The sequence below is a fragment of the Micromonospora coerulea genome (assembly GCF_016598485.1).
Lineage (GTDB): Bacteria > Actinomycetota > Actinomycetes > Mycobacteriales > Micromonosporaceae > Micromonospora > Micromonospora coerulea.
In genome coordinates, this window is the sequence record NZ_JAEMUW010000014.1 from 43418 (window position 1) to 67159 (window position 23742).

The 23742-nt window shown below is 74.5% G+C and carries 17 protein-coding genes; 13 read left to right on the forward strand and 4 right to left on the reverse strand.

The features are described 5' to 3' along the window. Nucleotide 1: 1 nt before the first annotated feature. The 6 genes from I8N68_RS18855 to I8N68_RS18885 all read left to right on the forward strand — a co-directional run bounded on the left by I8N68_RS18855 (nucleotide 2) and on the right by I8N68_RS18885 (nucleotide 6235). On the forward strand, nucleotides 2-961 hold the full coding sequence (locus I8N68_RS18855; protein WP_200211606.1) for an electron transfer flavoprotein subunit alpha/FixB family protein: 960 nt from the start codon (nucleotides 2-4) through the stop codon (nucleotides 959-961). Between the two features lie 493 nt (nucleotides 962-1454). Next, a complete protein-coding gene (locus tag I8N68_RS18865; RefSeq protein ID WP_200211608.1) occupies nucleotides 1455-2630 on the forward strand; it encodes a cysteine desulfurase family protein in 1176 nt (391 codons plus the stop codon). A 36-nt stretch (nucleotides 2631-2666) separates the two neighbouring features. After that, nucleotides 2667-3740 (forward strand): tRNA 2-thiouridine(34) synthase MnmA, encoded by a 1074-nt coding sequence (mnmA, locus tag I8N68_RS18870; RefSeq protein WP_200211610.1) that lies wholly within the window; start codon nucleotides 2667-2669, stop codon nucleotides 3738-3740. A 27-nt stretch (nucleotides 3741-3767) separates the two neighbouring features. After that, nucleotides 3768-4772: a methionine synthase gene (locus tag I8N68_RS18875; protein WP_200211612.1), complete on the forward strand. Its 1005-nt coding sequence runs from the start codon at nucleotides 3768-3770 to the stop codon at nucleotides 4770-4772. Nucleotides 4773-4808: 36 nt separating this feature from the next. Then, a complete protein-coding gene (locus I8N68_RS18880) occupies nucleotides 4809-5177 on the forward strand; it encodes a VOC family protein (protein ID WP_200211614.1) in 369 nt (122 codons plus the stop codon). Nucleotides 5178-5221: 44 nt separating this feature from the next. Continuing rightward, nucleotides 5222-6235, forward strand: a complete 1014-nt coding sequence (locus I8N68_RS18885; RefSeq protein ID WP_200211616.1) for an ADP-ribosylglycohydrolase family protein — start codon at nucleotides 5222-5224, stop codon at nucleotides 6233-6235. A gap of 63 nt (nucleotides 6236-6298) precedes the next feature. Here the strand turns inward: I8N68_RS18885 and I8N68_RS18890 are convergent, their stop codons facing one another. Continuing rightward, nucleotides 6299-6853 (reverse strand): type II toxin-antitoxin system PemK/MazF family toxin, encoded by a 555-nt coding sequence (locus I8N68_RS18890; RefSeq protein WP_200211624.1) that lies wholly within the window; start codon nucleotides 6851-6853, stop codon nucleotides 6299-6301. A gap of 218 nt (nucleotides 6854-7071) precedes the next feature. On the opposite strand from I8N68_RS18890, the gene ligA reads away from it, so the two are divergent. The 6 genes from ligA (at nucleotide 7072) to I8N68_RS18920 (ending at nucleotide 17768) form a co-directional block, all read left to right on the forward strand. Continuing rightward, nucleotides 7072-9207: an NAD-dependent DNA ligase LigA gene (ligA, locus tag I8N68_RS18895; protein ID WP_200211626.1), complete on the forward strand. Its 2136-nt coding sequence runs from the start codon at nucleotides 7072-7074 to the stop codon at nucleotides 9205-9207. A gap of 156 nt (nucleotides 9208-9363) precedes the next feature. Beyond that, entirely contained in the window at nucleotides 9364-11847 is a 2484-nt protein-coding gene (locus I8N68_RS18900; protein WP_200211628.1) for a putative bifunctional diguanylate cyclase/phosphodiesterase, read from the forward strand. Between the two features lie 157 nt (nucleotides 11848-12004). Continuing rightward, a complete protein-coding gene (gene gatC, locus I8N68_RS18905) occupies nucleotides 12005-12310 on the forward strand; it encodes an Asp-tRNA(Asn)/Glu-tRNA(Gln) amidotransferase subunit GatC (RefSeq protein ID WP_109800464.1) in 306 nt (101 codons plus the stop codon). Then, nucleotides 12307-13782: an Asp-tRNA(Asn)/Glu-tRNA(Gln) amidotransferase subunit GatA gene (gatA, locus tag I8N68_RS18910; protein ID WP_200211630.1), complete on the forward strand. Its 1476-nt coding sequence runs from the start codon at nucleotides 12307-12309 to the stop codon at nucleotides 13780-13782. Before gatC ends, gatA begins: the two co-directional genes overlap by 4 nt. A 13-nt stretch (nucleotides 13783-13795) precedes the next feature. Next, entirely contained in the window at nucleotides 13796-15295 is a 1500-nt protein-coding gene (gatB, locus tag I8N68_RS18915; RefSeq protein ID WP_200211632.1) for an Asp-tRNA(Asn)/Glu-tRNA(Gln) amidotransferase subunit GatB, read from the forward strand. 115 nt (nucleotides 15296-15410) lie between these two features. Further along, complete coding sequence (locus I8N68_RS18920) at nucleotides 15411-17768, forward strand: thiamine pyrophosphate-binding protein (RefSeq protein WP_200211634.1); 2358 nt, start codon at nucleotides 15411-15413, stop codon at nucleotides 17766-17768. 52 nt (nucleotides 17769-17820) lie between these two features. Here the strand turns inward: I8N68_RS18920 and I8N68_RS18925 are convergent, their stop codons facing one another. The 3 genes from I8N68_RS18925 to I8N68_RS18935 form a co-directional block, all read right to left on the reverse strand. Then, complete coding sequence (locus I8N68_RS18925) at nucleotides 17821-19434, reverse strand: metallophosphoesterase (RefSeq protein WP_200211636.1); 1614 nt, start codon at nucleotides 19432-19434, stop codon at nucleotides 17821-17823. Nucleotides 19435-19547: 113 nt separating this feature from the next. Then, the gene (locus I8N68_RS18930; protein WP_200211638.1) at nucleotides 19548-20723 is read right to left on the reverse strand and encodes a PQQ-dependent sugar dehydrogenase; all 1176 of its coding nucleotides are present in this window, start codon (nucleotides 20721-20723) and stop codon (nucleotides 19548-19550) included. Between the two features lie 83 nt (nucleotides 20724-20806). Then, entirely contained in the window at nucleotides 20807-22618 is a 1812-nt protein-coding gene (locus tag I8N68_RS18935) for a SpoIIE family protein phosphatase (RefSeq protein ID WP_200211641.1), read from the reverse strand. Between the two features lie 197 nt (nucleotides 22619-22815). Here I8N68_RS18935 and I8N68_RS18940 point away from each other — a divergent pair, with 197 nt between their 5' ends. Then, a complete protein-coding gene (locus tag I8N68_RS18940) occupies nucleotides 22816-23742 on the forward strand; it encodes a 2-hydroxyacid dehydrogenase (RefSeq protein WP_200211643.1) in 927 nt (308 codons plus the stop codon).

Sequence of the window (23742 nt, forward strand, 5' to 3'; positions counted from 1 at the left end):
CATGGCTGAGGTTCTCGTCGTCGTCGAAGCCACCAAGGAATTCGGCGTCAAGAAGGTCACCCTGGAGATGCTCACCCTCGCCCGCGAGCTGGGCACCCCCAGCGCAGTGGTGCTCGGTGGCGCCGGCGCCGCCGAGGCGCTGAGCGCCAAGCTGGGCGAGTACGGCGCGGAGAAGATCTACGCCGCCGAGGGCGAGGAGATCGACGGCTACCTGGTGGCCCCGAAGGCCACCGTGCTCGCCGACCTGGTCAAGCGGGTACAGCCGGCCGCCGTGCTGCTCGCCTCCGCCCAGGAGGGCAAGGAGATCGCCGCCCGGCTCGCCGTCAAGCTGGACAACGGCATCCTGACCGACGTGGTCGGCCTCGACGCCGACGGCACCGCGACCCAGGTCGCCTTCGCCGGCTCCACCATCGTCAAGTCGAAGGTCACCAAGGGCCTGCCGCTGGTCACCGTCCGGCCGAACTCGGTCAACCCGACCCCGGCCGCCGCCACCCCGGCGGTGGAGCAGCTCACCGTCGCCGTCACCGACGCCGACAAGCTGGCCAAGGTCGTCGACCGGGTCGCCGAGCAGAAGGGCTCCCGCCCCGAGCTGACCGAGGCGTCAGTGGTCGTCTCCGGTGGTCGCGGCGTCGGCAACGCCGACAACTTCAAGCTGGTCGAGGAGCTCGCCGACCTGCTCGGCGGCGCCGTCGGCGCGTCCCGCGCGGCCGTCGACTCCGGCTTCTACCCGCACCAGTTCCAGGTCGGCCAGACCGGCAAGACCGTCTCCCCGCAGCTCTACGTCGCGCTGGGCATCTCCGGCGCGATCCAGCACCGGGCCGGCATGCAGACCTCGAAGACCATCGTCGCCGTGAACAAGGACGGCGAGGCCCCGATCTTCGAGCTGGCAGACTTCGGTGTGGTGGGCGACCTGTTCAAGGTCGTCCCGCAGGCCGCCGAGGAGATCCGCAAGCGCAAGTGACCCGCCGCGGTCACGAAAGAGCCGCCGTCCGGTGATCCGGGCGGCGGCTCTTTCGGTGTTGCGGCCCTTCCGTGCGGTGGAAGGGAGCTGATCGGCGGGCCGGGGAGCTGAGCCGGCCCGCCGATCAGCCCGTCAGGGTGCCCCTCAGCAAACTGTCGCCGGAGTGGGCGGGCTTGTTGTCGTACTGCTCGGCGGAGACGTCGACCACCGAGTACGTCCGGAGGTCCACGTTCGGGGGCATCGGGCAGAACTTCGTCTCCCGAGTCCGTGCTCAGCGTACCTACCGAGAACAGCTGCCTCGTCTCGGGATCGATCAGCCAGACCTCGTAGTACCCCGGAACCTTCGGGAGATTCGCGACGTGCAGGTGGAGCTGCTTGTCGCCCAGCGCAACCGCGGGCTGGGAGCGATCGCCGCCAGCGCCCGTTCTCCCCGCCCCGGGCGGCCCCCTCCGGCATCCGGTGGGCCGGGTCTCGGCCGTTAGGCTGAACGGTGATGGCATACCTGGATCACGCAGCGACCACCCCGATGCTCGACGAGGCACTCGAGGCGTACGTCGCCACGGCCCGCGAGGTCGGCAACGCGTCGTCGCTGCACGCGGCGGGCCGGCGTGCCCGCCGGCGGGTGGAGGAGTCTCGGGAGCGGGTGGCCGCCGTGCTCGGCGCCCGCCCCTCCGAGGTGATCTTCACCGGCGGCGGCACGGAGAGCGACAACCTCGCCGTGAAGGGCATCTTCTGGGCCCGCCGCGCCGCCCATCCGCAGCGGGTACGGGTGGTCTCCAGTGCGGTCGAGCACCACGCGGTGCTGGACGCCGTGGACTGGCTGGCCGGGCAGGAGGGCGCCGAGGTCGGCTGGCTGCCGGTGGACGCCGCCGGCCGGCTCGACCCGGAGCGGCTCCGCGTGGAACTGGCCGCGCACGGCGACCGGGTGGCCTTGGTCACCGCCATGTGGGCCAACAACGAGGTCGGCACGGTGCAGCCGGTGGCCGAGCTGGCGGCGGTCGCCGCCGCGCACGGCGTGCCGTTCCACACCGACGCGATCCAGGCCGTCGGCCAGGTGCCGGTCGACTTCGCCGCCAGCGGGGTCGCCGCGCTCACCGTCACCGGGCACAAGCTGGGCGGCCCCACCGGGGTCGGCGCGCTGCTGCTGGCCCGGGACGTCGCGGCCACCCCGCTGCTGCACGGCGGCGGCCAGGAGCGGGACGTCCGCTCCGGCACCCTCGACACCGCCGGCATCGTGGCCTTCGCGGTGGCCGTCGAGGCCGCGGTGAAGGGGCAGCAGGAGTACGCCGCCCGGGTGGCCGCGCTCCGCGACGAGCTGGTGGAGCGGGTCCGCCGGGCGGTGCCCGAGGTGGTCTTCAACGGCGACCCGGTCGACCGTCTCCCCGGCAACGCCCACTTCTCCTTCCCCGGCTGCGAGGGCGACGCCCTGCTGCTCCTGCTCGACGCCCAGGGCATCGCCTGCTCCACCGGCTCGGCCTGCTCGGCGGGGGTGGCCCAGCCCAGCCACGTGCTGCTGGCGATGGGTGCCGACGATGACCGCGCCCGCTCCTCGCTGCGCTTCACCCTCGGCCACACCAGCACCCGCGCCGACGTCGATGCCCTCATCGCCGCCCTGCCCGCCGCCGTCGACCGCGCCCGCCGTGCCGCCTCCCTCCGCACCCCCCGCTGACCCGGCTACGCTCGGTGCGATGAAGGGAGTGGGCTGGTGAGGGTTCTGGCGGCGATGTCGGGCGGGGTGGACTCCGCGGTGGCGGCGGCGCGCGCCGTCGAGGCGGGGCACGACGTGACCGGCGTGCACCTGGCGCTGGCCCGCAACCCGCAGACCTACCGGACCGGGGCGCGCGGCTGCTGCACGTTGGAGGACTCGCGGGACGCCCGGCGGGCCGCCGACGTGATCGGCATCCCGTTCTACGTCTGGGACATGGCCGACCGGTTCCACGAAGACGTGGTGGACGACTTCGTCGCCGAGTACGCGGCCGGTCGTACCCCGAATCCCTGCCTGCGCTGCAACGAAAAGATCAAGTTCGCCGCGGTGCTGGACCGGGCCGTGGCCCTGGGCTTCGACGCGGTGGTCACCGGCCATCACGCCCGGCTCGGCGCCGACGGCCTGCTGCGGCGCAGCGTCGACCTGGCCAAGGACCAGTCGTACGTGCTCGCGGTGCTGACCCGCGCGCAGCTGGACCGGTCGATCTTCCCGCTCGGTGACTCCACCAAGGCCGAGGTGCGCGCGGAGGCGGCCCGGCGCGGCCTCGCGGTCGCCGACAAGCCCGACTCGCACGACATCTGCTTCATCGCCGACGGTGACACCCGCGGCTTCCTCGCCCAGCGGCTCGGCGAGGCCCCCGGCGACGTGGTCGACGCGGTCAGCGGCGCGGTGGTCGGCAGCCACTCCGGGGCGTACGCCTACACGGTCGGCCAGCGGCGCGGGCTGCACCTGGACCGGCCCGCCCCGGACGGCCGGCCCCGCTACGTGCTCTCCATCACCCCGAAGACCAACACGGTGACCGTCGGCCCGGCCGAGGCCCTGGAGGTCGCCGAGGTCCACGCGACCCGTCCGGTCTGGACGGGTGGCGAGCGGCCGACCGCGCCGGTCGAGTGCCAGGTGCAGCTGCGGGCGCACGGCGATGTGGTGCCCGCCACCGTCGAGGTCACCGCCGACGGGCTCGCCGCGGAGCTGCGCCGCCCGGTCCGCGGGGTCGCCGCCGGGCAGGCGATCGTGGCGTACCGGCCGGATCCGGCCGGGGACGTGGTGCTCGGCTCGGCCACCATCACCGGCTGACGGCGGCGCAGCGGATAGTCTTCCCGCGTGACTGATCACGCATGGCCCTGGCCCGCCGGGGCGGCGACCGGCATCGGTTCGCTGCCCGGCACCGACATCGCCGAGGCGCAGCGGATCGTGCTCGGTGAGCTGCCCGCCTTTCCGCACCTGCCCGAGCTGCCCGCCCGGGGGCCGGGCGCCGACCTGATCGGCCGCACCGGCGGCCTGCTGGTGGACCTGCCGGTCGAGCTGTACGCGGGCCGCTGGCGGATCGCCCCACGCCCCGGACGGGACCTGCGCCGCGCCCGGGACCTGCTGGAACGCGACCTGGACCAGCTCGCCGAGCAGGCCGAGGAGTACGCCGGGCCCGTGAAGGTGCAGGCGGCCGGCCCGTTCACCCTGGCCGCCGCGCTGGAGCTGCCGATCGGTGGCAAGCTGCTGCGCGACCCGGGCGCGGTGCGCGACCTCACCGGGTCGCTCGCCGAAGGGCTGCGCGGGCACGTCGAGGCGGTGCGCCGGCGGCTGCCCCGCGCGTCGGTGGTGCTTCAGCTCGACGAGCCGTCCCTGCCGGCGGTACTGGTCGGCCGGGTGCCCACCGAGAGCGGCTTCGGCACCCACCGGGCCGTCGAGACGGAGGTCGCCCGCACGCTGCTGCGCACGGTGATCGACGCCGCCGGGACACCGACCGTGGTGCACTGCTGCGCCCCGGACGTGCCGCTGGAGCTGATCCGCACCGCCGGGGCGGTCGGGGTGGCGCTGGACCTGGGCCTGGTCACCGACCTGGACCCGCTCGGCGAGGCGATCGACGCCGGGCTCGGGCTGCTGGCCGGCGCCGCGCCCACGCTGCCGCCGTCCGCCGGTCGCGCGCCGACCTCGGCCGAGGTCGCCGATCGGGTACGCCTGCTCTGGGACCGCCTCGGCTTTGCCCGCCGCCAGCTCGCCGAGCAGGTGGTGGTCACCCCGGCCTGCGGCCTCGCCGGGGCCACCCCGCAGTACGCCCGCGCGGTGCTGGCCGCCTGCCGGGACGCCGGCCGGCGGCTGTCCGAGGAGTGAGGTTTTCCGTCGTACCTGCGGGGCAGGATGACCGGCATGATTGGACAACTGCGTTCCGTGGTGATCGACTGCCCCGATCCGCGGGCCCTGGCCGGCTTCTACGCCGAGCTGCTCGGCCTGCCGCCGATCGAGGACAACTCCGACGGTGACGACTGGGTGGTGCTCGGCGGCCCGCCGGGGCACCAGCCCCGGCTCGCCTTTCAGCGGGCGCGCAACCTGCGCCCGCCGGCCTGGCCCGATCCGGAGCGGCCCCAGCAGTTCCACCTCGACGTGACGGTGGACGACATCGAGACCGCGGAGAAGGCGGCGCTGGCTCTGGGCGCCCGGCGGCTGCCGGGCCAGGGCGACGGCTTCCGGGTGTACGCCGACCCCGCCGGGCACCCGTTCTGCCTCTGCTGGGACTGACCCGCGGCGGGCGGTCGACCTGGCGGGGGTTGCCGGCACCGGGCATGATCGCCCCCGTGATCGACTTCTCGCTCCGCCGGGCCTCCGGCTCGCTCTTCGGTCTCGCCTACGGGGACGCCCTGGGCAAGCCCACCGAGTTCCTCACCGTCGCCGAGATCGTCCGCCGGTACGGCCCGGCCGGCCCGCGCGAGCTGGCCGGTGACCCGGCGCTGGTCACGGACGACACCCAGATGGCGCTCGCCGTCGCCTGGGCGCTGCACGACGCGCCCGCGTTCACCCCGGAGGCGGTGGCGCCGCTGCTGCAGCAGCGCTTCGTCGACTGGTCGGTCAGCCCGGACAACAACCGCGCGCCCGGCATGACCTGCCTGCGGGCCTGCGCCGAGCTGTCGCTGGGCGTCCGGTGGCAGGAGGCGACGGTGGCCGACTCGAAGGGGTGCGGCGCCAACATGCGGGTCACCCCGGTCGGGCTGCTCGACGTCGACCTGGACACTCTCGCCGGGCTGGCCCAGCTTCAGGCCGGCCTGACCCACGGTCACCCGACCGGGCTGGCGGCCAGCGAGCTGACCGCGTACGCGGTCCGCCTGCTGCGCGACGGCGCGGCGCTGGCAGAGCTGCCCGGGCTGCTCACCGCCCGGGCCCACGGGCAGCGCACGGTCTACCGGGCCGACTGGCTCGGCGACCTGTGGCAGCGCCCGGGCGAGCGGACGCCGGCGGAGTTCATCGCCCGGGGCTGGGACGAGTGCCTGCGCGTGCTCGGCCGGCTCGACGCGGCGCTGGCCCGCCCTGACGACGGCGGCGACCCGTGCCGGCTCACCGGCGAGGGCTGGATCGCCGAGGAGGCGCTGGCCACCGCGCTGCTCTGCGCGATCCGGCACGCCGACGACCCGGTCGGCGCGCTGGCCCGGGGCGCCACCACCGCCGGCGACTCCGACTCCATCGCCGCCCTCGCCGGCGCCTTCGTCGGCGCGGCCCACGGCATGCCGGCCTGGCCCGCCGACTGGTCCACCCGCATCGAGTACGCCGACCAGCTCGCCACCCTCGCCGCCTCCCACGACTGACCCCGCGCCAGCCGCCCGCCGGCCGCCTCGCGGGGGCTGCGGAGCGGGCTGGTGTGCCTGGGGTCAGGTGGTCAGGTGGGGAAGTTTGCGCAGCTGGCGCCAGAGGGTCTGGTCACAGGTGCCGGCCCGGTCGGCGAAGGCGCTGGCGGGGACGTGGATCGGCTCGCTGACGTCGAGGAAGCTGTCGTGGTCGGCGTCGGCGTCCCAGCTCCGGGTGGGGATCCGGACGTGGTCATCCCGGTCGGACTTGTCCTGGCTGGTGATCTTCAGGACGTCGGCACCCCCGTCGCCGGCCCGCAACACCAGGCAGGGGCGCATCTTCGAGCCGGTGCCGTCGGCGTACGGCACGTCGGCCCACCAGATCTCGCCCGGTCGCGGCGCGCCGGCCGGCCGGCGGTCTTTGCTGCGGGGCCGGGGCGGCGCGCTGGTCCGCCCGCTGCCGGGGCGGGTGCCGGCCGGTCCGGTCCGGCGACCCGGACGCCTGCCCGTCCCTGCCGAACGGGCGCCGTCGCGGGGCGCGGACGAACGATCGGCCGCCCGGCGGCGCCACTCGTTCCACAGCCAGCCGGCCGCGACGGCGCCGACGACCGCCGCCGCCCAGAGCACCCACTCCGGCATCCGTACCCCTGCCTCTCGCCCGTGGCGGGCGCCCGTCGCCGCCGTGCGGCGATCGTCGCACGCCCCCGGCCGGTCCGCCCGGCGGCGCGACGGGCGCCCCCGCGGACCGTCGGCGTACCTGGTCAGGGCGGGTGCCGGGACGCCTGTCCCACCCGACCGCTACCGTGCGGGGGAAGCACGAGCACGGGAGGTCGACGGCGGTGTCGGAAGGCGGCAGGGTGTCCGAAGAAGCGATTCCCCAGCAGGTCAGCCCCGCGCAGGAGGCGGCGGCGGGCGCCGAGCCGACCCCGGAGGCGCGGGAGCGGCACGCCACGCTGAGCCAGGAGCTCACCGAGCACCAGTACCGCTACTACGTCCTCGACGCGCCCACCATCTCCGACGCGGAGTTCGACAAGCAGCTGCGCGAGCTGGAGGCGCTGGAGGCGGAGTTCCCGGCCCTGCGCACCCCCGACTCGCCGACCCAGCGGGTCGGCGGCACCTTCTCCACCGACTTCACCCCGGTCACCCACGCCGAGCGGATGCTCTCGCTGGACAACGCCTTCGCCGACGAGGAACTGGCCGCCTGGGCCGAGCGGGTCGAGCGGGACGCCGGCGGTCCGGTGCCCTACCTGTGCGAGCTGAAGGTCGACGGCCTCGCGATCAACCTCACCTACGACAAGGGGCGGCTGGTCCGGGCGGCCACCCGGGGTGACGGGCGCACCGGCGAGGACGTGACGGCCAACGTCCGCAGCATCCGCGACGTGCCGGCCCGGCTGACCCCGTCCGACGACTTCCCCGACGTGCCGGAGTTCCTCGAGGTCCGGGGCGAGATCTACTTCCCGGTCGCCGCCTTCGCCGACCTCAACGCCGGCCTGGTGGAACAGGGCCGGGCCCCGTTCGCCAACCCGCGCAACGCGGCCGCCGGCAGCCTGCGGCAGAAGGACCCCCGGATCACCGCGTCCCGGCCGCTGCGGCTGGTGGTGCACGGCATCGGCGCCCGCCGGGGGTTCCAGCCGGCGGCGCAGTCCGAGTCGTACGCGGCGCTGAGGGCGTGGGGGCTGCCGACCAGCGACCGGGTCCGGGTGGTGCCCGACCTGGCCGGCGTCGCGGAATACGTCGCCTACTACGCCGAGCACCGGCACGACGTCGAGCACGAGATCGACGGCGTGGTGGTCAAGGTCGACCCGGTCTCCATCCAGGGCCGGCTCGGCTCGACCAGCCGCGCACCGCGCTGGGCGATCGCCTTCAAGTACCCGCCGGAGGAGGTGACCACCAAGCTGCTCGACATCGACGTCAACGTCGGGCGTACCGGCCGGGTCACCCCGTTCGCCGTCCTCGAACCGGTCCGGGTGGCCGGCTCCACGGTCGCCCTGGCCACCCTGCACAACGCCCGCGAGGTCGAGCGCAAGGGGGTGCTGATCGGCGACACGGTGGTGCTGCGCAAGGCCGGCGACGTGATCCCCGAGGTGCTCGGCCCGGTGGTCGACCTGCGTCCCGCCGACGCCCGGCCGTTCGTCATGCCCACCACCTGCCCGGCCTGCGGCACCCCGCTCGCCCCGGCGAAAGAGGGCGATGTCGACATCCGCTGCCCCAACACCCGCAGCTGCCCGGCGCAGCTGCGTGAGCGGGTGTTCCACCTGGCGGGCCGGGGCGCCTTCGACATCGAGGTGCTCGGCTACAAGGGCGCCGCCGCGCTGCTGGACGCGCAGATCATCGCCGACGAGGGCGACCTGTTCGCCCTCGACGCCGACCAGCTGGCCCGCTCGCCGTTCTTCGTCAACAAGGACGGCAGCCTGGGCAGCAACGCCACCAAGCTGCTGGACAACCTCGCCGTGGCCAAGGAACGCGACCTGTGGCGGGTGCTGGTGGCGCTCTCCATCCGGCACGTCGGCCCCACCGCCGCGCAGGCCCTCGCCCGGCACTTCCGCTCGATCGAGGCCATCGACCGGGCCGGTGAGGAGGAGCTGTCCTCCGTGGACGGCGTGGGCCCGACCATCGCCGCCAGCATCAAGGAGTGGTTCGCCGTCGACTGGCACCGCGAGGTGGTGCGCAAGTGGGCCGAGTCGGGCGTACGGATGGCCGAGGAGGCGGTGGACGAGGGGCCGCGCCCGCTGGAGGGGCTCACCGTGGTGGTGACCGGCACTCTCGCCGGGTTCAGCCGCGACCAGGCGTCGGAGGCGATCCAGAGCCGGGGCGGCAAGGTCACCGGCTCGGTCTCCAAGAAGACCAGCTTCGTGGTGGTCGGGGACAACCCCGGTAGCAAGGCGGACAAGGCCGTCAGCCTCAAGCTGCCGGTCCTGGACGAGGAGGGCTTCCGGGTGCTGCTGGAGTCCGGCCCGGACGCCGCCCGGGAGGTCGCCCGCGTTCAGGAGTGACCCGGCGGGCCCGGACGGAGGCCCTGCGGCGTATACCAACTTAATTACGACTACGACCGATTCGTGACTGTCATGTCGGGGAATCCGGGACCGAGGGCGTTTCATTGATGCACGGCGTGTGAGCGGAGCACGCCACGGCCGATCCCGGGAGGTGCGATGGCGGCGGCCGATCCGCGCAACTCCGTCCCACCAGGGCGGGTGACGCCGTTCTTCGGCTTCGTCGCCGCGATCTTCGTCCTCGCCGTGCTGCTCTCGGCCGCTCCGCTGGCCGGGCTGCCCGAGCGGCTGCCTCACCTGCCGGCGGCCTTCTGGACCATGGCGGCGCTCGCCGTCGCCTGCGACGCCCGTCCCTTCGTCCCGCCCGGCCGGCGGCAGACCTCCGCGGTCTTCCCGTCGACCTGCTTCACCTTCGCCATCCTGCTCGGCTGGGGACTCGGCCCGGCGGTGGCGGTGCAGGCGGTCGCGGTGGCCGTCTCCGGCTGGCGGATGGGGCACACCGTGTGGCGTACCGGCTTCAACGCCGCCCAGTACGCCTGCGCCCTCGCCGCCGCGTACGTGATCACCCGGCTCGGTCCCGGCGACATCTTCGACGGTGGCCGGCTGCACTGGACGGACGTGGCCGCGGTCGGCGGCGCCACCGCCGCCTGGTTCGTGGTCAACTACGGCCTGGTCACCACCGCGATCCGGTTGCGGTTCGGCGACCGCTGGTGGCCCAGCCTGCGCCACGGCCTGGTGTACGAGCTGCTCTCCACCGGCTCGCTGCTGCTGCTCGCCCCGGTGCTGGTGGCCGCCGCGCGGGCCAGCGCCGCGCTGATCCCGCTGGTGCTGGTGCCGCTCTTCGCGGTCTACCGGATGGCCCGGCTCTCCACGGAGCAGGAGCAACTGGCCGCGCTCGACCCGCTCACCGGGCTGCCCAACCGCAAGGCACTGCTGGCCGAGGTGGCCGAGCAGGTCCACCTGCACGCCGAGCGGGCCGCCCGGGGTGAGCGCGCCGCGCACGTCGCCCTGCTGCTGATCGACCTGGACCGGTTCAAGCACGTCAACGACGCCCTCGGGCACGCGGTGGGGGACCGGCTGCTGGTCGAGGTGAGCGCCCGGCTCACCGACGTGGTCCCCGACGGCGACCTCGTCGCCCGGCTCGGCGGGGACGAATTCGCCATCGTGGTCCCCGGGCTGACCGGCACCGACGAGGCCCGCGTGCGGGCCGAACGGGTCGCCGCCGCGCTCACCGAGCCGGTCTGTCTCGACGGCCTGCCGCTGGACGTCGGCGGCTCGATCGGCATCGCCCTCTTCCCCGAGCACGGCGAGGACTTCGCCACCCTGATGCGCCACGCCGACGTGGCCATGTACGACGCCAAGCATCGCAACGACACCGTCGCCGTCTACGCCGCCGAGTCGGACCACAACTCGGCCGAGCGGCTGAGCCTCCTGGCCGACCTGCGCCGCGTGCTCGAAGCGGGGCCGGCATCGCCCGACCCGGTCGGCACGCGCGGCGGCGACGGCGCGGTGCTCCCCGCCGGGGCGGCGCTGCCGCCGGCGACCGGCGGCCTGACCGCCGACGGGCCACGGGGTGGGTCGGGGCGGTGGCGCCTGCGGCGCCGTCGGGAACGGCCGGAGGTCCGGCACGACGACGACCTGATCAACGAGATCGTCACCCGGGCCGACCCGATCCGGCGCCGGGCGGCCCGGTCGGCCGCAGCGGAGGAAGCCGGCGGCCGCGGGCCGGTCGACGGGAGCGACGGCCCGGACGCAGCGCCGGTCGCCGCGCCGGTCGCCGCGCCGGACGCCCCGCCGGTCCCCACCCCGGTGGCCGCCCCGGTGCGCGCGGTGCCGGCGCGGGACGGGGACCCGGGCGACGACCCGGGCGAGATCACGATGTACTACCAGCCGCAGATCGCCATCGCCACGGGCGACGTCGTCGGGGTGGAGGCGCTGCTGCGCTGGCGGCACCCGCGCCGCGGCATGGTCGACCCGGGGGAGCTGATCCAGGTCGCCGAGCAGAGCGCGGTGATGCGGCTGCTCACCCGGCGGGTGGTGGACGACGTGGTCGAACAGTTGGCGAAGTGGTCGGCGGCAGGGATCACCCTGCGGGCCGCGCTCAACGTCAGCGTCCGCGACCTGCACACCGGGGAGGTCGCCGACCAGATCGCCGACCGGCTCGCCCGGTACGGCGTCCGCCCCGAGCGCCTCCAGGTGGAGATCACCGAGGGCGCGCTGATGGCCGACCCTCGGCGGGTGCTGGCCAGCATCACCCAGCTGCACCGCATCGGGGTCGCCATCGCGCTGGACGACTTCGGCACCGGCTACTCGTCGTTGCAGCACCTGCGCCGGCTGCCGCTGTCCGAGGTGAAGGTGGACCGCTCGTTCGTGCTGGGCATGGCCGACGATCCCGACGACGCGGCGATCGTCCGGTCGATGATCGAGCTGGCCGGGGCGCTCGGGCTGCGGGTGGTGGCCGAGGGCGTCGAGGACGAGCGGACCTGGCGGTTGCTGCACGCGGCCGGCTGCGACGTGGCGCAGGGCTGGTTCCACGCCCGGCCCATGCCGGCGGAGGAGCTGGTCACCTGGCTCGCCCGGTACCGGCCGGTGCGCCCGGCGTCGAGCGGGGACGCGGAGGTGCCGCGCCGGCCGACCCGGTGACCGTCCCCGTCGGCGGGACGGGCGGAGGGGGAGGGGGAGTCGGAGGCGTCGGCGGGAGCGCAGGACAATAGACTCGTCCGGTCACCGCGCGTCATCGCACCACCCGGCCGCGCGGCCGGCACGCAGACCCAGCAGGACAGCCACGAAGGGGGCATTGATGGCCGCCATCTCCCGCGAGGAGGTCGCGCACCTGGCGCGACTGTCGCGGCTCGCCGTCACCGAGGAGGAGCTGGACACCTTCGCCGGCCAGCTCGACGTGATCCTCCAGTCGGTCGCCCAGGTCGGCGAGGTCGCCGCGGCGGACATCCCGCCGACCTCCCACTCGGTGCCGCTGACCAACGTGCTCCGCGAGGACGTGGTGACGCCGTGCCTGACCCCGGAGGAGGCGCTGTCCGGCGCGCCCGACGTCGACCAGCAGCGGTTCCGCGTTCCGCGGATCCTGGACGAGGATGTGGCTTCATGAGCGAGTTGATCAAGCTCACCGCGACCGAGATCGCCGGGCTGGTGGCGAAGGGCGAGACCTCCGCGGTCGAGGTGACGCAGGCCCACCTGGACCGGATCGCCGCCGTCGACGACCGGGTGCACGCGTTCCTGCACGTCGACACCGAGGGCGCGCTGGCCGCGGCCCGCCGGGTGGACGAGCGCCGGGCCGCCGGCGAGGAGTTGGGCCCGCTGGCCGGCGTGCCGGTCGCGGTCAAGGACGTCCTCACCACCAAGGGCGTGCCGACCACCGTCGGGTCGAAGATCCTGGAGGGCTGGCGCCCGCCGTACGACTCGACGATCGTGCAGCGGCTGCGCGACGCCGGCACGGTGATGCTCGGCAAGACGAACATGGACGAGTTCGCGATGGGCTCCTCCACCGAATACTCCGCGTACGGGCCGACCCACAACCCGTGGGACCTGGACCGGATCCCGGGCGGCTCCGGTGGCGGCAGCGCCGCCGCGCTCGCCGCGTACGAGGCCCCGCTGTCGATCGGCTCGGACACCGGCGGCTCGATCCGCCAGCCCGGCGCGGTCACCGGCACCGTCGGCGCCAAGCCCACCTACGGCGGCACCTCCCGGTACGGCCTGGTGGCGTTCTCCTCGTCGCTGGACACCCCGGGCCCGTGCGCGCGTACGGTGCTCGACGCCGCGCTGCTGCACCAGGTGATCGGCGGGCACGACCCGCGCGATTCCACCTCCATCCCGCAGCCGGTGCCGGACGTGGTGGGCGCGGCGAAGCTCGGCGCGACCGGCGACCTGACCGGGGTGAAGCTCGGTGTGGTCACCGAGTTCACCGGCGAGGGCGCCGAGCCGGGCGTGCTGGCCGCGTTCCGCGAGTCGGTGGACGCGCTGGCCAAGCTGGGCGCCGAGATCGTCGAGGTGTCCTGCCCGCACTTCCGCTACGCGCTGCCGGCGTACTACCTGATCGCGCCGAGCGAGTGCTCCTCCAACCTGGCCCGGTTCGACGGCGTGCGGTTCGGCCTGCGGGTCGGCGACGACGGCAACCGGTCGCTGGAGGAGGTCATGTCGCTGACCCGGGAGGCCGGCTTCGGCGCCGAGGTCAAGCGGCGCATCATGATCGGCACGTACGCGCTCTCCTCGGGCTACTACGACGCCTACTACGGGCAGGCGCAGAAGGTCCGCACCCTGATCACCCGGGACTTCACCGCCGCCTTCGAGCAGGTCGACGCGCTGATCTCGCCGACCACCCCGTTCGTGGCGTTCCCGATCGGGGCGCGCACCGCCGACCCGTACCAGATGTACCTGGCGGACCTCTTCACCATCCCGACCAACCTGTACGGCGGCCCGGGCATCTCGGTGCCCTGCGGCCTCTCCGACGGGCTCCCCGTCGGCCTGCAGGTGATGGCCCCGACGATGGCCGACGACCGGATGTACCGGGTCGCCGCCGCGCTGGAGTCCGTGGTCGGCACGTTCACCCCACCGGCGCTGTGAGGCAGGAGCTCAGATGACCACGACACTGCCCGCGTACGACGAGGTCGTCGCGCGCTACGAACCGGTGATCGGCCTGGAGACCCACGTCGAGCTGGGCACGAACACCAAGATGTTCTGCGGCTGCCCGACGGACTTCGGCGGCGAACCGAACACCCGGGTCTGCCCGGTCTGCCTGGGCCTGCCCGGCTCGCTGCCGGTGGCCAACAAGGCGGCCATCGAGGCGACGATCCGGATCGGCCTGGCGCTGAACTGCTCGATTGCCGAGTGGTGCCGGTTCGCCCGGAAGAACTACTTCTACCCGGACATGCCGAAGGACTTCCAGATCAGCCAGTACGACGAGCCGCTGTGCTTCGACGGCTACCTGGACGTCGAGGTCGGCGGCGAGCTGGTGCGGATCGGCATCGAGCGGGTGCACCTGGAGGAGGACACCGGCAAGACGCTGCACGTCGGTGGCGCCACCGGCCGCATCCACGGCGCGACCGAGTCGCTGGTCGACTACAACCGGGCCGGCATCCCGCTGGTGGAGATCGTCACCAAGCCGGTTCCCGGCACCGGCGCGCTGGCGCCGGAGGTGGCCCGGGCGTACGTGACCGAGTTGCGGGACGTGCTCCGCACGCTGGGTGTCTCCGACGTCCGGATGGAGGAGGGCTCGCTGCGCTGCGACGTCAACACCTCGCTGAACCTCCCGGGCGAGGAGTGGGGCACGCGCACCGAGACCAAGAACGTCAACTCGCTGCGGTCGGTCGAGCGCGCGGTCCGGTCGGAGATGCTGCGCCAGGCGTCGGTGCTGGACGCCGGCGGGAAGATCACCCAGGAGACCCGGCACTTCCACGAGGACACCGGCGACACCACGCCGGGCCGGTCCAAGGAGACCGCCACCGACTACCGGTACTTCCCGGAGCCGGACCTGGTGCCGCTCGCGCCGGACCCCGCCTGGGTGGCCGAGCTGAAGGCCGCCCTGCCGGAGCTGCCGCGGCTGCACCGCCGCCGGCTCCAGGAGCAGTGGGGCCTGTCCGACCTGGACATGCAGTCGGTGCTCAACGCCGGCGCCGTCGAGCTGATCGAGGCCACGGTCGCCGCCGGCGCCACCCCGGCCGCCGCCCGCAAGTGGTGGCTGGGGGAGCTGTCCCGGCGGGCCAACGAGACCGGCGTGGAGCTGGCCGACGTCGGGGCCACCCCGGAGCAGGTCGCCGAGCTGCAGGGCCTGGTCGACGCCGGCAAGCTCAACGACAAGCTGGCCCGGACGGTGCTGGAGGGCGTGGTCGCCGGCGAGGGCTCGCCGACCGAGGTCATGACCAACCGCAACCTGGAGGTCGTCTCCGACACCGGCGCGCTGACCGCCGCCGTGGACGAGGCGATCGCCGCGAACCCCGACGTCGCGGACAAGATCCGCAGCGGCAAGGTCGCGGCGGCCGGCGCCCTGGTCGGCGCGGTCATGAAGACCACCCGCGGCCAGGCCGACGCCAAGACCGTCCGCGAGCTGATCCTGGAGCGCCTCGGCGCCCAGGGCTGAGCCCGCCGGGAAGGCCGCCGTCCGACCGGCGGCGGCCTTCCCGCTTTTTTCGAGTACGCGGCCACCCCGCATCCCCTCGCGAGGGCGTCAACGGCGACGCCCGGATGGAGTCACCGTGAACGAGCACGACCTCGACGTCCTCGACGAGATCCAGCGCCGGGTGCTCTGGCTCGCCACCCGGATCGTGGACGCCGCCAACCACGACCGGAAGACCGGCGACGGGGTGAAGGTCGGCGGCCACCAGGCGTCCAGCGCCTCGCTGGTCACCGCGATGACCGCGCTCTGGTTCGCCCACCTGGACGCCGAGGACCGGGTCGCGGTCAAGCCGCACGCCTCGCCGGTGTTCCACGCCATCCAGTACCTGCTCGGCAACCTGGACCGGTCGTACCTGCCGAAGCTGCGGGCCCGGGGCGGGCTCCAGTCGTACCCGTCGCGCACCAAGGACCCCGACGAGGTGGACTTCTCCACCGGTTCGGTGGGTCTCGGCGCAGCCGCACCGCTGTTCGCCGCGGTCACCCGCCGCTACGTCGACGCGCACTTCGGCGCCCGGCCGCACTCCCGGTTCGTGGCGCTGATCGGCGACGCCGAGCTGGACGAGGGGAACATCTGGGAGGCCGTCGCCGACCCGGCCACCACCGGCCTGGGCAACGTGATGTGGCTGGTCGACTTCAACCGGCAGTCCCTCGACCGGGTCGTCCCCGGCATCCGGATCAACCAGTGGCGGGGGCAGTTCGAGGCCGCCGGCTGGCACGTCGTGGAGGTCAAGTACGGCCGCAAGCTCGCCGAGGCGTATGCGCGGCCGGGCGGCGACGCGCTGCGCGACTGGATCGACCGGATGCCGAACGAGCAGTACCAGTCGCTGTTCGGGCTGGCCGGGCCGGCGCTGCGCAAGCAGTTCCTCGACGGCGCGCCGGCCGAGGTGGGCGCCTTCGTGGCGGATGTCGCGGACGACGAGCTGGGCCCGCTGGTCACCGACCTGGGCGGGCACGACCTGGAGGCGATGCTCGACGCGTACGCCCAGTGCGACGCGGTCACCGACCGGCCCAGCGTGGTCTTCGCGTACACGGTCAAGGGCTGGGGGCTGCCGATCGCCGGCAACCCGCGCAACCACTCGGCGCTGCTCACCACCGAGCAGGTCGACGTGCTGCGCGCCGCGCAGGGCCTGACGCCGGAGACCGAGTGGGACCGCCTCGACCCGGCCTCCCCGGCCGGTATCAAGGCCGGCGAGCGCCGGGAGGCGCTGTCCCGCGCGCCCCGCGAGCGGGCGCTCGGGGTCACCGTCCCGGAAACCACGAAGGTACGCGCCAACAAGCCGGTCTCCACCCAGGAGGTCTTCGGCCGGGTGCTGGTCGACCTGGCCCGCGACCCCGCCGTCGCGCCCTACCTGGTCACCACCGCGCCGGACGTGGCCACCTCCACCAACCTCGCCGGGTTCATCAACAAGACCGGCGTCTTCGCCCCCACCGAGCAGCGCTCCTGGACCGAGGACCGGATGCTGCGCTGGACGGAGAGCCCGTCGGGCCAGCACATCGAGCTGGGCATCTCGGAGATGAACCTGTTCCTGCTGCTGGGCCAGCTCGGCCTGTCGTGGGACCTGTCGGGGCAGCCGCTGCTGCCGGTCGGCACGGTCTACGACCCGTTCGTGCTGCGCGGCCTCGACGCGTTCCTCTACGGCACCTACTCCGGCTCCCGGTTCGTGGTGGCGGGCACCCCGTCCGGCATCACCCTGGCCCCCGAGGGCGGCGCCCACCAGTCCACCATCACCGCCTCGGTGGGCCTGGAACTGCCCGGCGTGACCTTCCTCGAACCGGCGTACGCGGGCAGCCTGGACTGGCTGCTCTGCGACGCGCTGGGCCAGATCGCCGGGGGAGCCGCGCCGGCCGCCACCGCCGCGCCGGCCGAGGACGGGGCGTACTACTTCCGGCTCAGCACCCGCCCGATCGACCAGGCGCCGTTCGAGGCGGCCCGGGCCCGGATCGGCGACGCGGTGCTGCGCCGGCAGGTGGTCGCCGGGGCGTACCGCCTGGTGGACGCGCACGAGGCGTACCCGCACCTGGCGGACGCCCCGGTGGTGCAGCTCGCCGCCTCCGGCGCGGTGCTGCCCGAGGTGCTCGCCGCCGCCGCGGAGCTGGCGGAGGAGGGCGTGGCCGCGCACGTCGTGGACGTCACCTCGTTGGACCGGCTCTACCGGGCCTGGCAGCGGACCCTGCGCCAGGGCGTGCGGACGGCGACCGTGCCGAGCGTGCCCGGCGCGCTGCGGTCGGCGTTCGCCGACCGGGTGCCGGTGGTCACCGTGCACGACGCCGCCTCGCACGCGATGGCCTGGCTCGGCTCGGCGCTCGGCGCCCCGGCGGTGCCGCTCGGGGTGGACGAGTTCGGCCAGTCCGGCACCGTCCAGGAGCTGTACGAGCTGCACGACCTGCTGCCCGGCAGCATCGTCAACGCCGCCCTGGCCGCCCTCGCGCTGCGCTGACCCGGGGCGTCGTAGCCGGAGCCGGAGCAGGAAGCCGCGAGGTGGGGATGGTTCAGCGGGTCGGGCTGGGGCTGGCCGACTCGGGGCCGCCCCGGGTCGGGGTCGGGGTGACCGGCACCTGCGCGCCCTGCGCCGGGTCCCTGATCACGTGCCGCTCCAGGTTGACCTGCGCCTGTCCGGTGCCGCCCACCGTGATGTCGTCGTACGCCTGGAGCAGCTTCTGCTGGTCGAAGTAGAGCACCGACATCGACAGCGGAGTGGGCTTCTCGCCCTCCAGGCCGCGCAGCCCGGCGCCGCCGGTGGAGCCCTCCACCATCAGCTGGGTCGGCTGCTTGTCCGGCACCTGCGGCAGCTTGGACACCTGCCGGGCGTGGGTGTGCCCGGCCAGCACCAGCGGGCAGGTGCCGGAGAGCGGCCCGGCCGAGGCGGGGTCGTGCACCAGGGCGATGTTCACCGGCCGCGGCGAGCCGTTGACGGTCGCGGCGAGCTGCTCGCCGGCGCCGATCACCTGGTCGGCCACCTGCTTGGTGAGGCCGCTGCCGGCCGGTGAGGTGTTCTTGTCCGGGGTGAACCGGGGGTCGGCGATCCCGGCGACGGTCAGCCCGGCCACCGTGGTCGTCGAGTTGTTCAGCACGATCGCGTTCGGCTGCTGGGCCACCGCCGCGGCCGTCCTGGCCGAGTCGTGGTTGCCCCGGATGTAGACGTACGGCTTCTTGAGCAGGCCGATCGAGCCGACGAAGGAGGCCTCCGGCTCGCTGCCCCAGTCGGTGATGTCGCCGGTGTCGATCACCGCGTCGATGCCGAACTGCTCCACCACCGTCCGGATCAGCTGCCACCCGGTCGGGTTCAGGTGCATGTCGGAAACGTGCAGCACCCGGGTGGTGCCGGGCGCCGGCTCGTACACGGGCAGCGCCGAGACGGTGGTGTAGAGCTGGCTGACGTTGCCCACCAGCCGCTGGAGCTGCTCGGCGTACTTGGTGTAGTCGTTGGCGATCCGGCGGGCGTCACCGACGATCGCCGGGGCGTTGACCAGCAGGCCCTCGTACCGGGGCTCCTCGATCGCCTGGGGGCGGATGGTCGCCGCGGCCAGCCCGAGGCTGCCGGCGGTGACCGCCAGGGCCACCCCGCCCGCCCAGGCGGTCCGCCGGGTGTCCCGGAACACCAGCGCGGCCAGCACCAGCGTGGCCAGCACCGCCCAACCCAGCGTCTGCAGGCCCAGCCGCATCACTCCCGCGCGGACGTCGGCGACGGCGGACTGGCTGGCCCGGCTGATGCTGGCCGGGTCGTCGATCAGCGCCTGGGTGCGTCGCTGGTCCAGCGCGCCCAGCTCCACGGTGAGATAGGTCGGCCCGTCGTGGCTGTCCAGCAGCAGCGCGCCCAGCGGCGGAATGTCGACGGTGGTGCCGCCCCGCAGCGCCGGGCTGAGGTTGAGCTGGGCCCGGAAGGGCCCGATGTCGGTGCCGACGTGCCCACCGGCGTACGTGCCGGCGACCACCCCGGCCAGGGCGACCGCCACGATGGCCAGCGCCACCCCGAGCCGCCGCAGCCAGCTGTGCCGCTCCGGCCGCCCGGTACGCCGCGGCCAGATCGCCCAGCGCCGGGCAGGCCCGGTCGCCGGGGCGCCCTCGTCCCCGGTGTCCCGCCGCTCGTTCTCCTGGCCGTCCATGCTGAGATTCTGACCTGCCCGTTGGAGGATCTTGGCAAACCCGGGGAAGCCGGCGCGTTCTCACCTGTCCGGCCCGCGTGTCGGGACCGCCCGGGGGAGCCGGCGCGGACCGGTCAGCTCCGCCCGGCCCCACCGTCGGCGAAGACCAGCCGCAGCAGGCGGTCGTCCTCCGGCGCCGGCTCGCCCCGGCCGTCGTGGTTCGAGGTGCTGACCCAGAGCGACCCGTCCGGGGCCTTCACCACCGCCCGGAGCCGGCCGTACTTCCCGGTCAGCAGCTCCCGGGGCTGGCCGAGCACGCCGCCGGTGTCGGTCAGCTCGACCAGCCAGAGCCGCTCGCCGCGCAGGCAGGCGGTGACCAGCAGTCGGCCGGCCGCGGCCAGCCCGGAGCAGGAGGCCTCGGCGGTGCGCCACTGCACGATCGGATCGGCGTACCGCTTGTCGCCGGCACGGCCCTCGACCTGCGGCCAGCCGTAGTTGCCGCCCCGGGTGATCTGGTTGACCTCGTCCCAGGTGTTCTGGCCGAACTCCACGGCGTACATCCGCTTCGCGGCGTCCCAGGCGAAACCCTGGACGTTGCGGTGTCCCAGCGACCAGACCGGGGAGCCGGGGAACGGGTTGCCGGGAGCCGGCTTGCCGTCCGGGGTGAGCCGGAGGATCTTGCCGCCGAGGCTCGCCCGGTCCTGCGCGTTCGCCCGCCGGCCGGCGTCGCCGGTGCTGGCGTACAGGAAGCCGTCCGGTCCGAAGCCGAGCCCGCCGCCGTTGTGGTTCCCGGCGGCCGGGATGCCGGTGAGGATCGGGGTGGGTTGCCCGCCGAGCTGCAACCGGGCGATCCGGTTGTCCCGTTCGGTCGTGTAGTAGACGAAGACCGTGCGGTCCCTGGCGTAGGACGGCGAGACGGCGATGCCGAGCAGCCCGCCCTCGCCGCCGTGCGCCACGTCCGGCACGGCCTGCGCGACGGTGACGGTCATGCCCGCCGGCGCCGACCCGGGACCGACCTTGAGGATCCGGCCGCTGTCCCGCTCGGTGACCAGCGCGGCGCCGTCGGGGAGGTAGGCGATGCCCCACGGCACCCGCAGCCCCTTCGCCAGCACCGTGGCCACCACCTGCTGCCCGGCCCCGCCCTCGGCGGCGGTGGCCGACGGTGTCGGGAGGTTCGGCGGCTCCCCGGCCGGGTCGGGCTCGGGTTCGCCGAAGGCACAGCCGGCGGTGCCCAGCAGCAGCGCCGCGCAGGACGCCGCGAGCGCCGCCCGGAGGCGGCCGGTGCGGGGGTACGGGGGACGGGCGCTCACCCGGCCCAGCCTAGCCCGGCCGGCCGACCGTCCGGGTACGACGGATGCCACGGGTTCCGCGTGGCGGCGGCCGTCGGTCCGGCTCAGCCGATCCGGAGCGCGAGCAGGGCGATGTCGTCCTCCCGGCGGTGTGCCCCGGCGAGCAACCGGTCGCAGAGGTCGCCGAGGGGGAGCGTGGCCGCCCCGGCGAGCCGGTCGACCAGTTCGGCCAGCCCCTCGTCGATCGTGCGGTCCCGCCGTTCGATCAGGCCGTCGGTGTACAGCAGCAGCGTGTCGCCCGGCGCGAGCGCCAGCTCCCGGCTGGTCCGGCTGGTCGGCCGGGCCAGGCCGAGCAGCGGCTCCCGGGGCTCGTCGAGCACCTCCACCCGGCCGTCGGCGCGGATCAGCAGGGGGGCCGGATGCCCCGCGTTGCACCAGGTCACCGCGAACCCGTCGGGCCCGGCCCGGCGTACCCGGGCGAGGATGGCGGTGGCCACCGTGGGAATGCGCAACCCGCGGATCGCGCCGTCCAGGTGGTGCATCAGGTCGCCGACCGCGTCCGTGCGGCCGTACGCGTTGCCCCGCACCAGGTTGCGCAGTTGACCCATGGTCGCCGCCGCCTCGATGTCGTGGCCGGCGACGTCCCCGATGGCGGCGATCAGGTCGCCGTCGGGCTGGACGAAGGCGTCGTACCAGTCGCCGCCGACCTCCACCTGGTCGGCGGCGGCGAGGTAGCGGGCGGCCAGCTCGATGTCGGGCACCACCGGCAGGTGCGGCAGCATGCTGTGCTGCAGCACCTCGGCGACGTGCCGCTGCTCGCCGTACCGCCAGCTGTTGCCCAGTGCCTGGCCGGCGCGCCGGCCGATGTCCAGCACGGTGTGCAGGTCGCCGTCGTCGAACGCGCGCCGCCCGGCCCCGCTGACCAGGGTGATGCAGCCGACCGTGTCGGCCCGACCGGGCACGGTGACCGGCACGCTGAGGTGCGACGTGATGCCCAGCCGGGTCGCCAGCGAGGGCAGCTCCGGGTGGGTGGTGCCGCGCTCCACGTCGGCCACGCCGGCCGCGCCGCCGAGGACCGGCCGGCCGGTCCGCAGCACCGACCGGATGATCGACTCGGCGGCCAGGCCGGTCGTGATCAGCGCGGCGAAGCGGGCCACGTCGGCGGCGCGTGCCGGGTCGCGGTGCACCGCCGAGACGGTACGCGGCGTCCCGTCCGGATCGACCAGCGTGATCAGGCACCAGTCGGCCAGCAGCGGCACCATCGCGTGGCCGAGCCGGCTGACCGTGGTGCTGATGTCCAGCGTGCCGGCGAGCGTCTCGCTCATCCGGGCCAGCATGGCCAGCCGGTTGTGCGCCTCCTCGGCCCGGCGGCGGGCCTCCTCGGCGCCGCCCAGCGCGATCCGCAGCCGTAGCTCCGAGGAGCAGGCGGCGGCCAGGTCGGCGAGGGTGCGCAGCTGCTCGGCGGTCCAGGCCCGGGGCTTGCTGTCGATCGCGCAGAGCGAGCCGAGGACCCGGCCGTCCAGGTCGGTCAGTGGGATGCCGGCGTAGGCGATCACGCCCAGGTCCTCGATGGCCAGGTTGTCGCGGACGCGCGGGTAGAGCCGGGCGTCGGGCAGCACCATCGGCACCTCGATGTCGACCACGTGCTGGCAGAACGAGTGGGTCAGCGGGGTCTGTCGCCGGGTGGCCCACGGCTCGGGCAGGCCGACCGCCCCGGGGAAGAACTGCCGCTCCGGCGAGACCAGGGAGACCAGCGCGACCGGTACGTCGAGCAGGTCGCTGACCAGCCGGGCGAACCGGTCGAAGGCCTCGTCGGGCACGGCCTCCAGCTGGGTCTCGGCGAGCGCCCGCAGCCGGTCCGGATCGGTGAGCGCCGGGATTGGCGCGGCCGAACGGTCGGCGGTTTGGTCGGTCATCGGCCACCTGTCTGCGGGCGTGGAACGCCGGGCGGCGCTCCGCCATCGGTTATACCCGGCGGGGCGGTCCGGCATCTCTGCCCCGCCGGAGTCGTCATGGTCACGTCGCCGGCCACCACGCCCGGATCGCCGGCTATGACCCGCAGTTCCCGGCACCGCGCGGCCGCCCGCCGGCGCGACGGCTATCGTCGGCGGTCGTGAAGGTATGGATTCCGCACCCCGCCGGTCATGCCCTCCTCGGCGAGGTGCCCTCCGGGGTCGCCGTGGAGGTGCTGGAGGACCCGGCCCAGCTCCCGTCGTCCCCGCAGGACGTGCGGTTCTGGGTACCGCCGTTCCTCGCCGGGCCCGCTGCCGGCGCGCTGCTGGCCGAGCTGCCCGACCTCGAGGTGGTGCAGCTGCTCTCCGCCGGGGCGGACGCCTGGGTGGGCCGGACGCCCGAGCGGGTCACCCTCTGCGACGCCCGGGGGGTGCACGACTCGGCCACTGCCGAGTGGGTGGTCGCCGCCGTCCTGTCCCAGCTGCGCGGGTTCGCTCCGCTGGCCCGGGCGCAGGGTCGCCGCGAGTGGGCGTACGACGAGGTGGCCCCCACCGACGAGCTGGCCGGCAAGCGGGTGCTGATCGTCGGCGCCGGCTCGATCGGCGCCGCGGTCCGCGCCCGCCTCGCCCCGTTCGAGGTCGCCTTCACCCTGGTCGCCCGCACCGCCCGGCCCGCCGACGGGGTGCACGGGGTGGACGAGCTGCCCGACCTGCTTCCGGACGCCGACGTGGTGGTGCTGCTGGTACCGCTGACCGAGCAGACCCGGGGGCTGGTCGACGAGAAGTTCCTCGCCGCGATGCCGGACGGCGCGTTGCTGGTCAACGCGGCCCGGGGCCCGGTGGCGCGGACGCCGGCGCTGGTGGCCGAGCTGACCAGCGGTCGGCTCCGGGCCGCGCTGGACGTCACCGATCCCGAGCCGCTGCCCGCCGACCATCCTCTGTGGGAGCTGCCGAACGTCCTGCTCACCCCGCACGTCGCCGGGTCTGTACGCGGTCTGCTGCCGCGGGCGTACCGGCTGGTGGGGGAGCAGCTGCGCCGGTTCGTGGCCGGGCAGCCGCTGATCAACCGGGTGGTGGACGGCTACTGA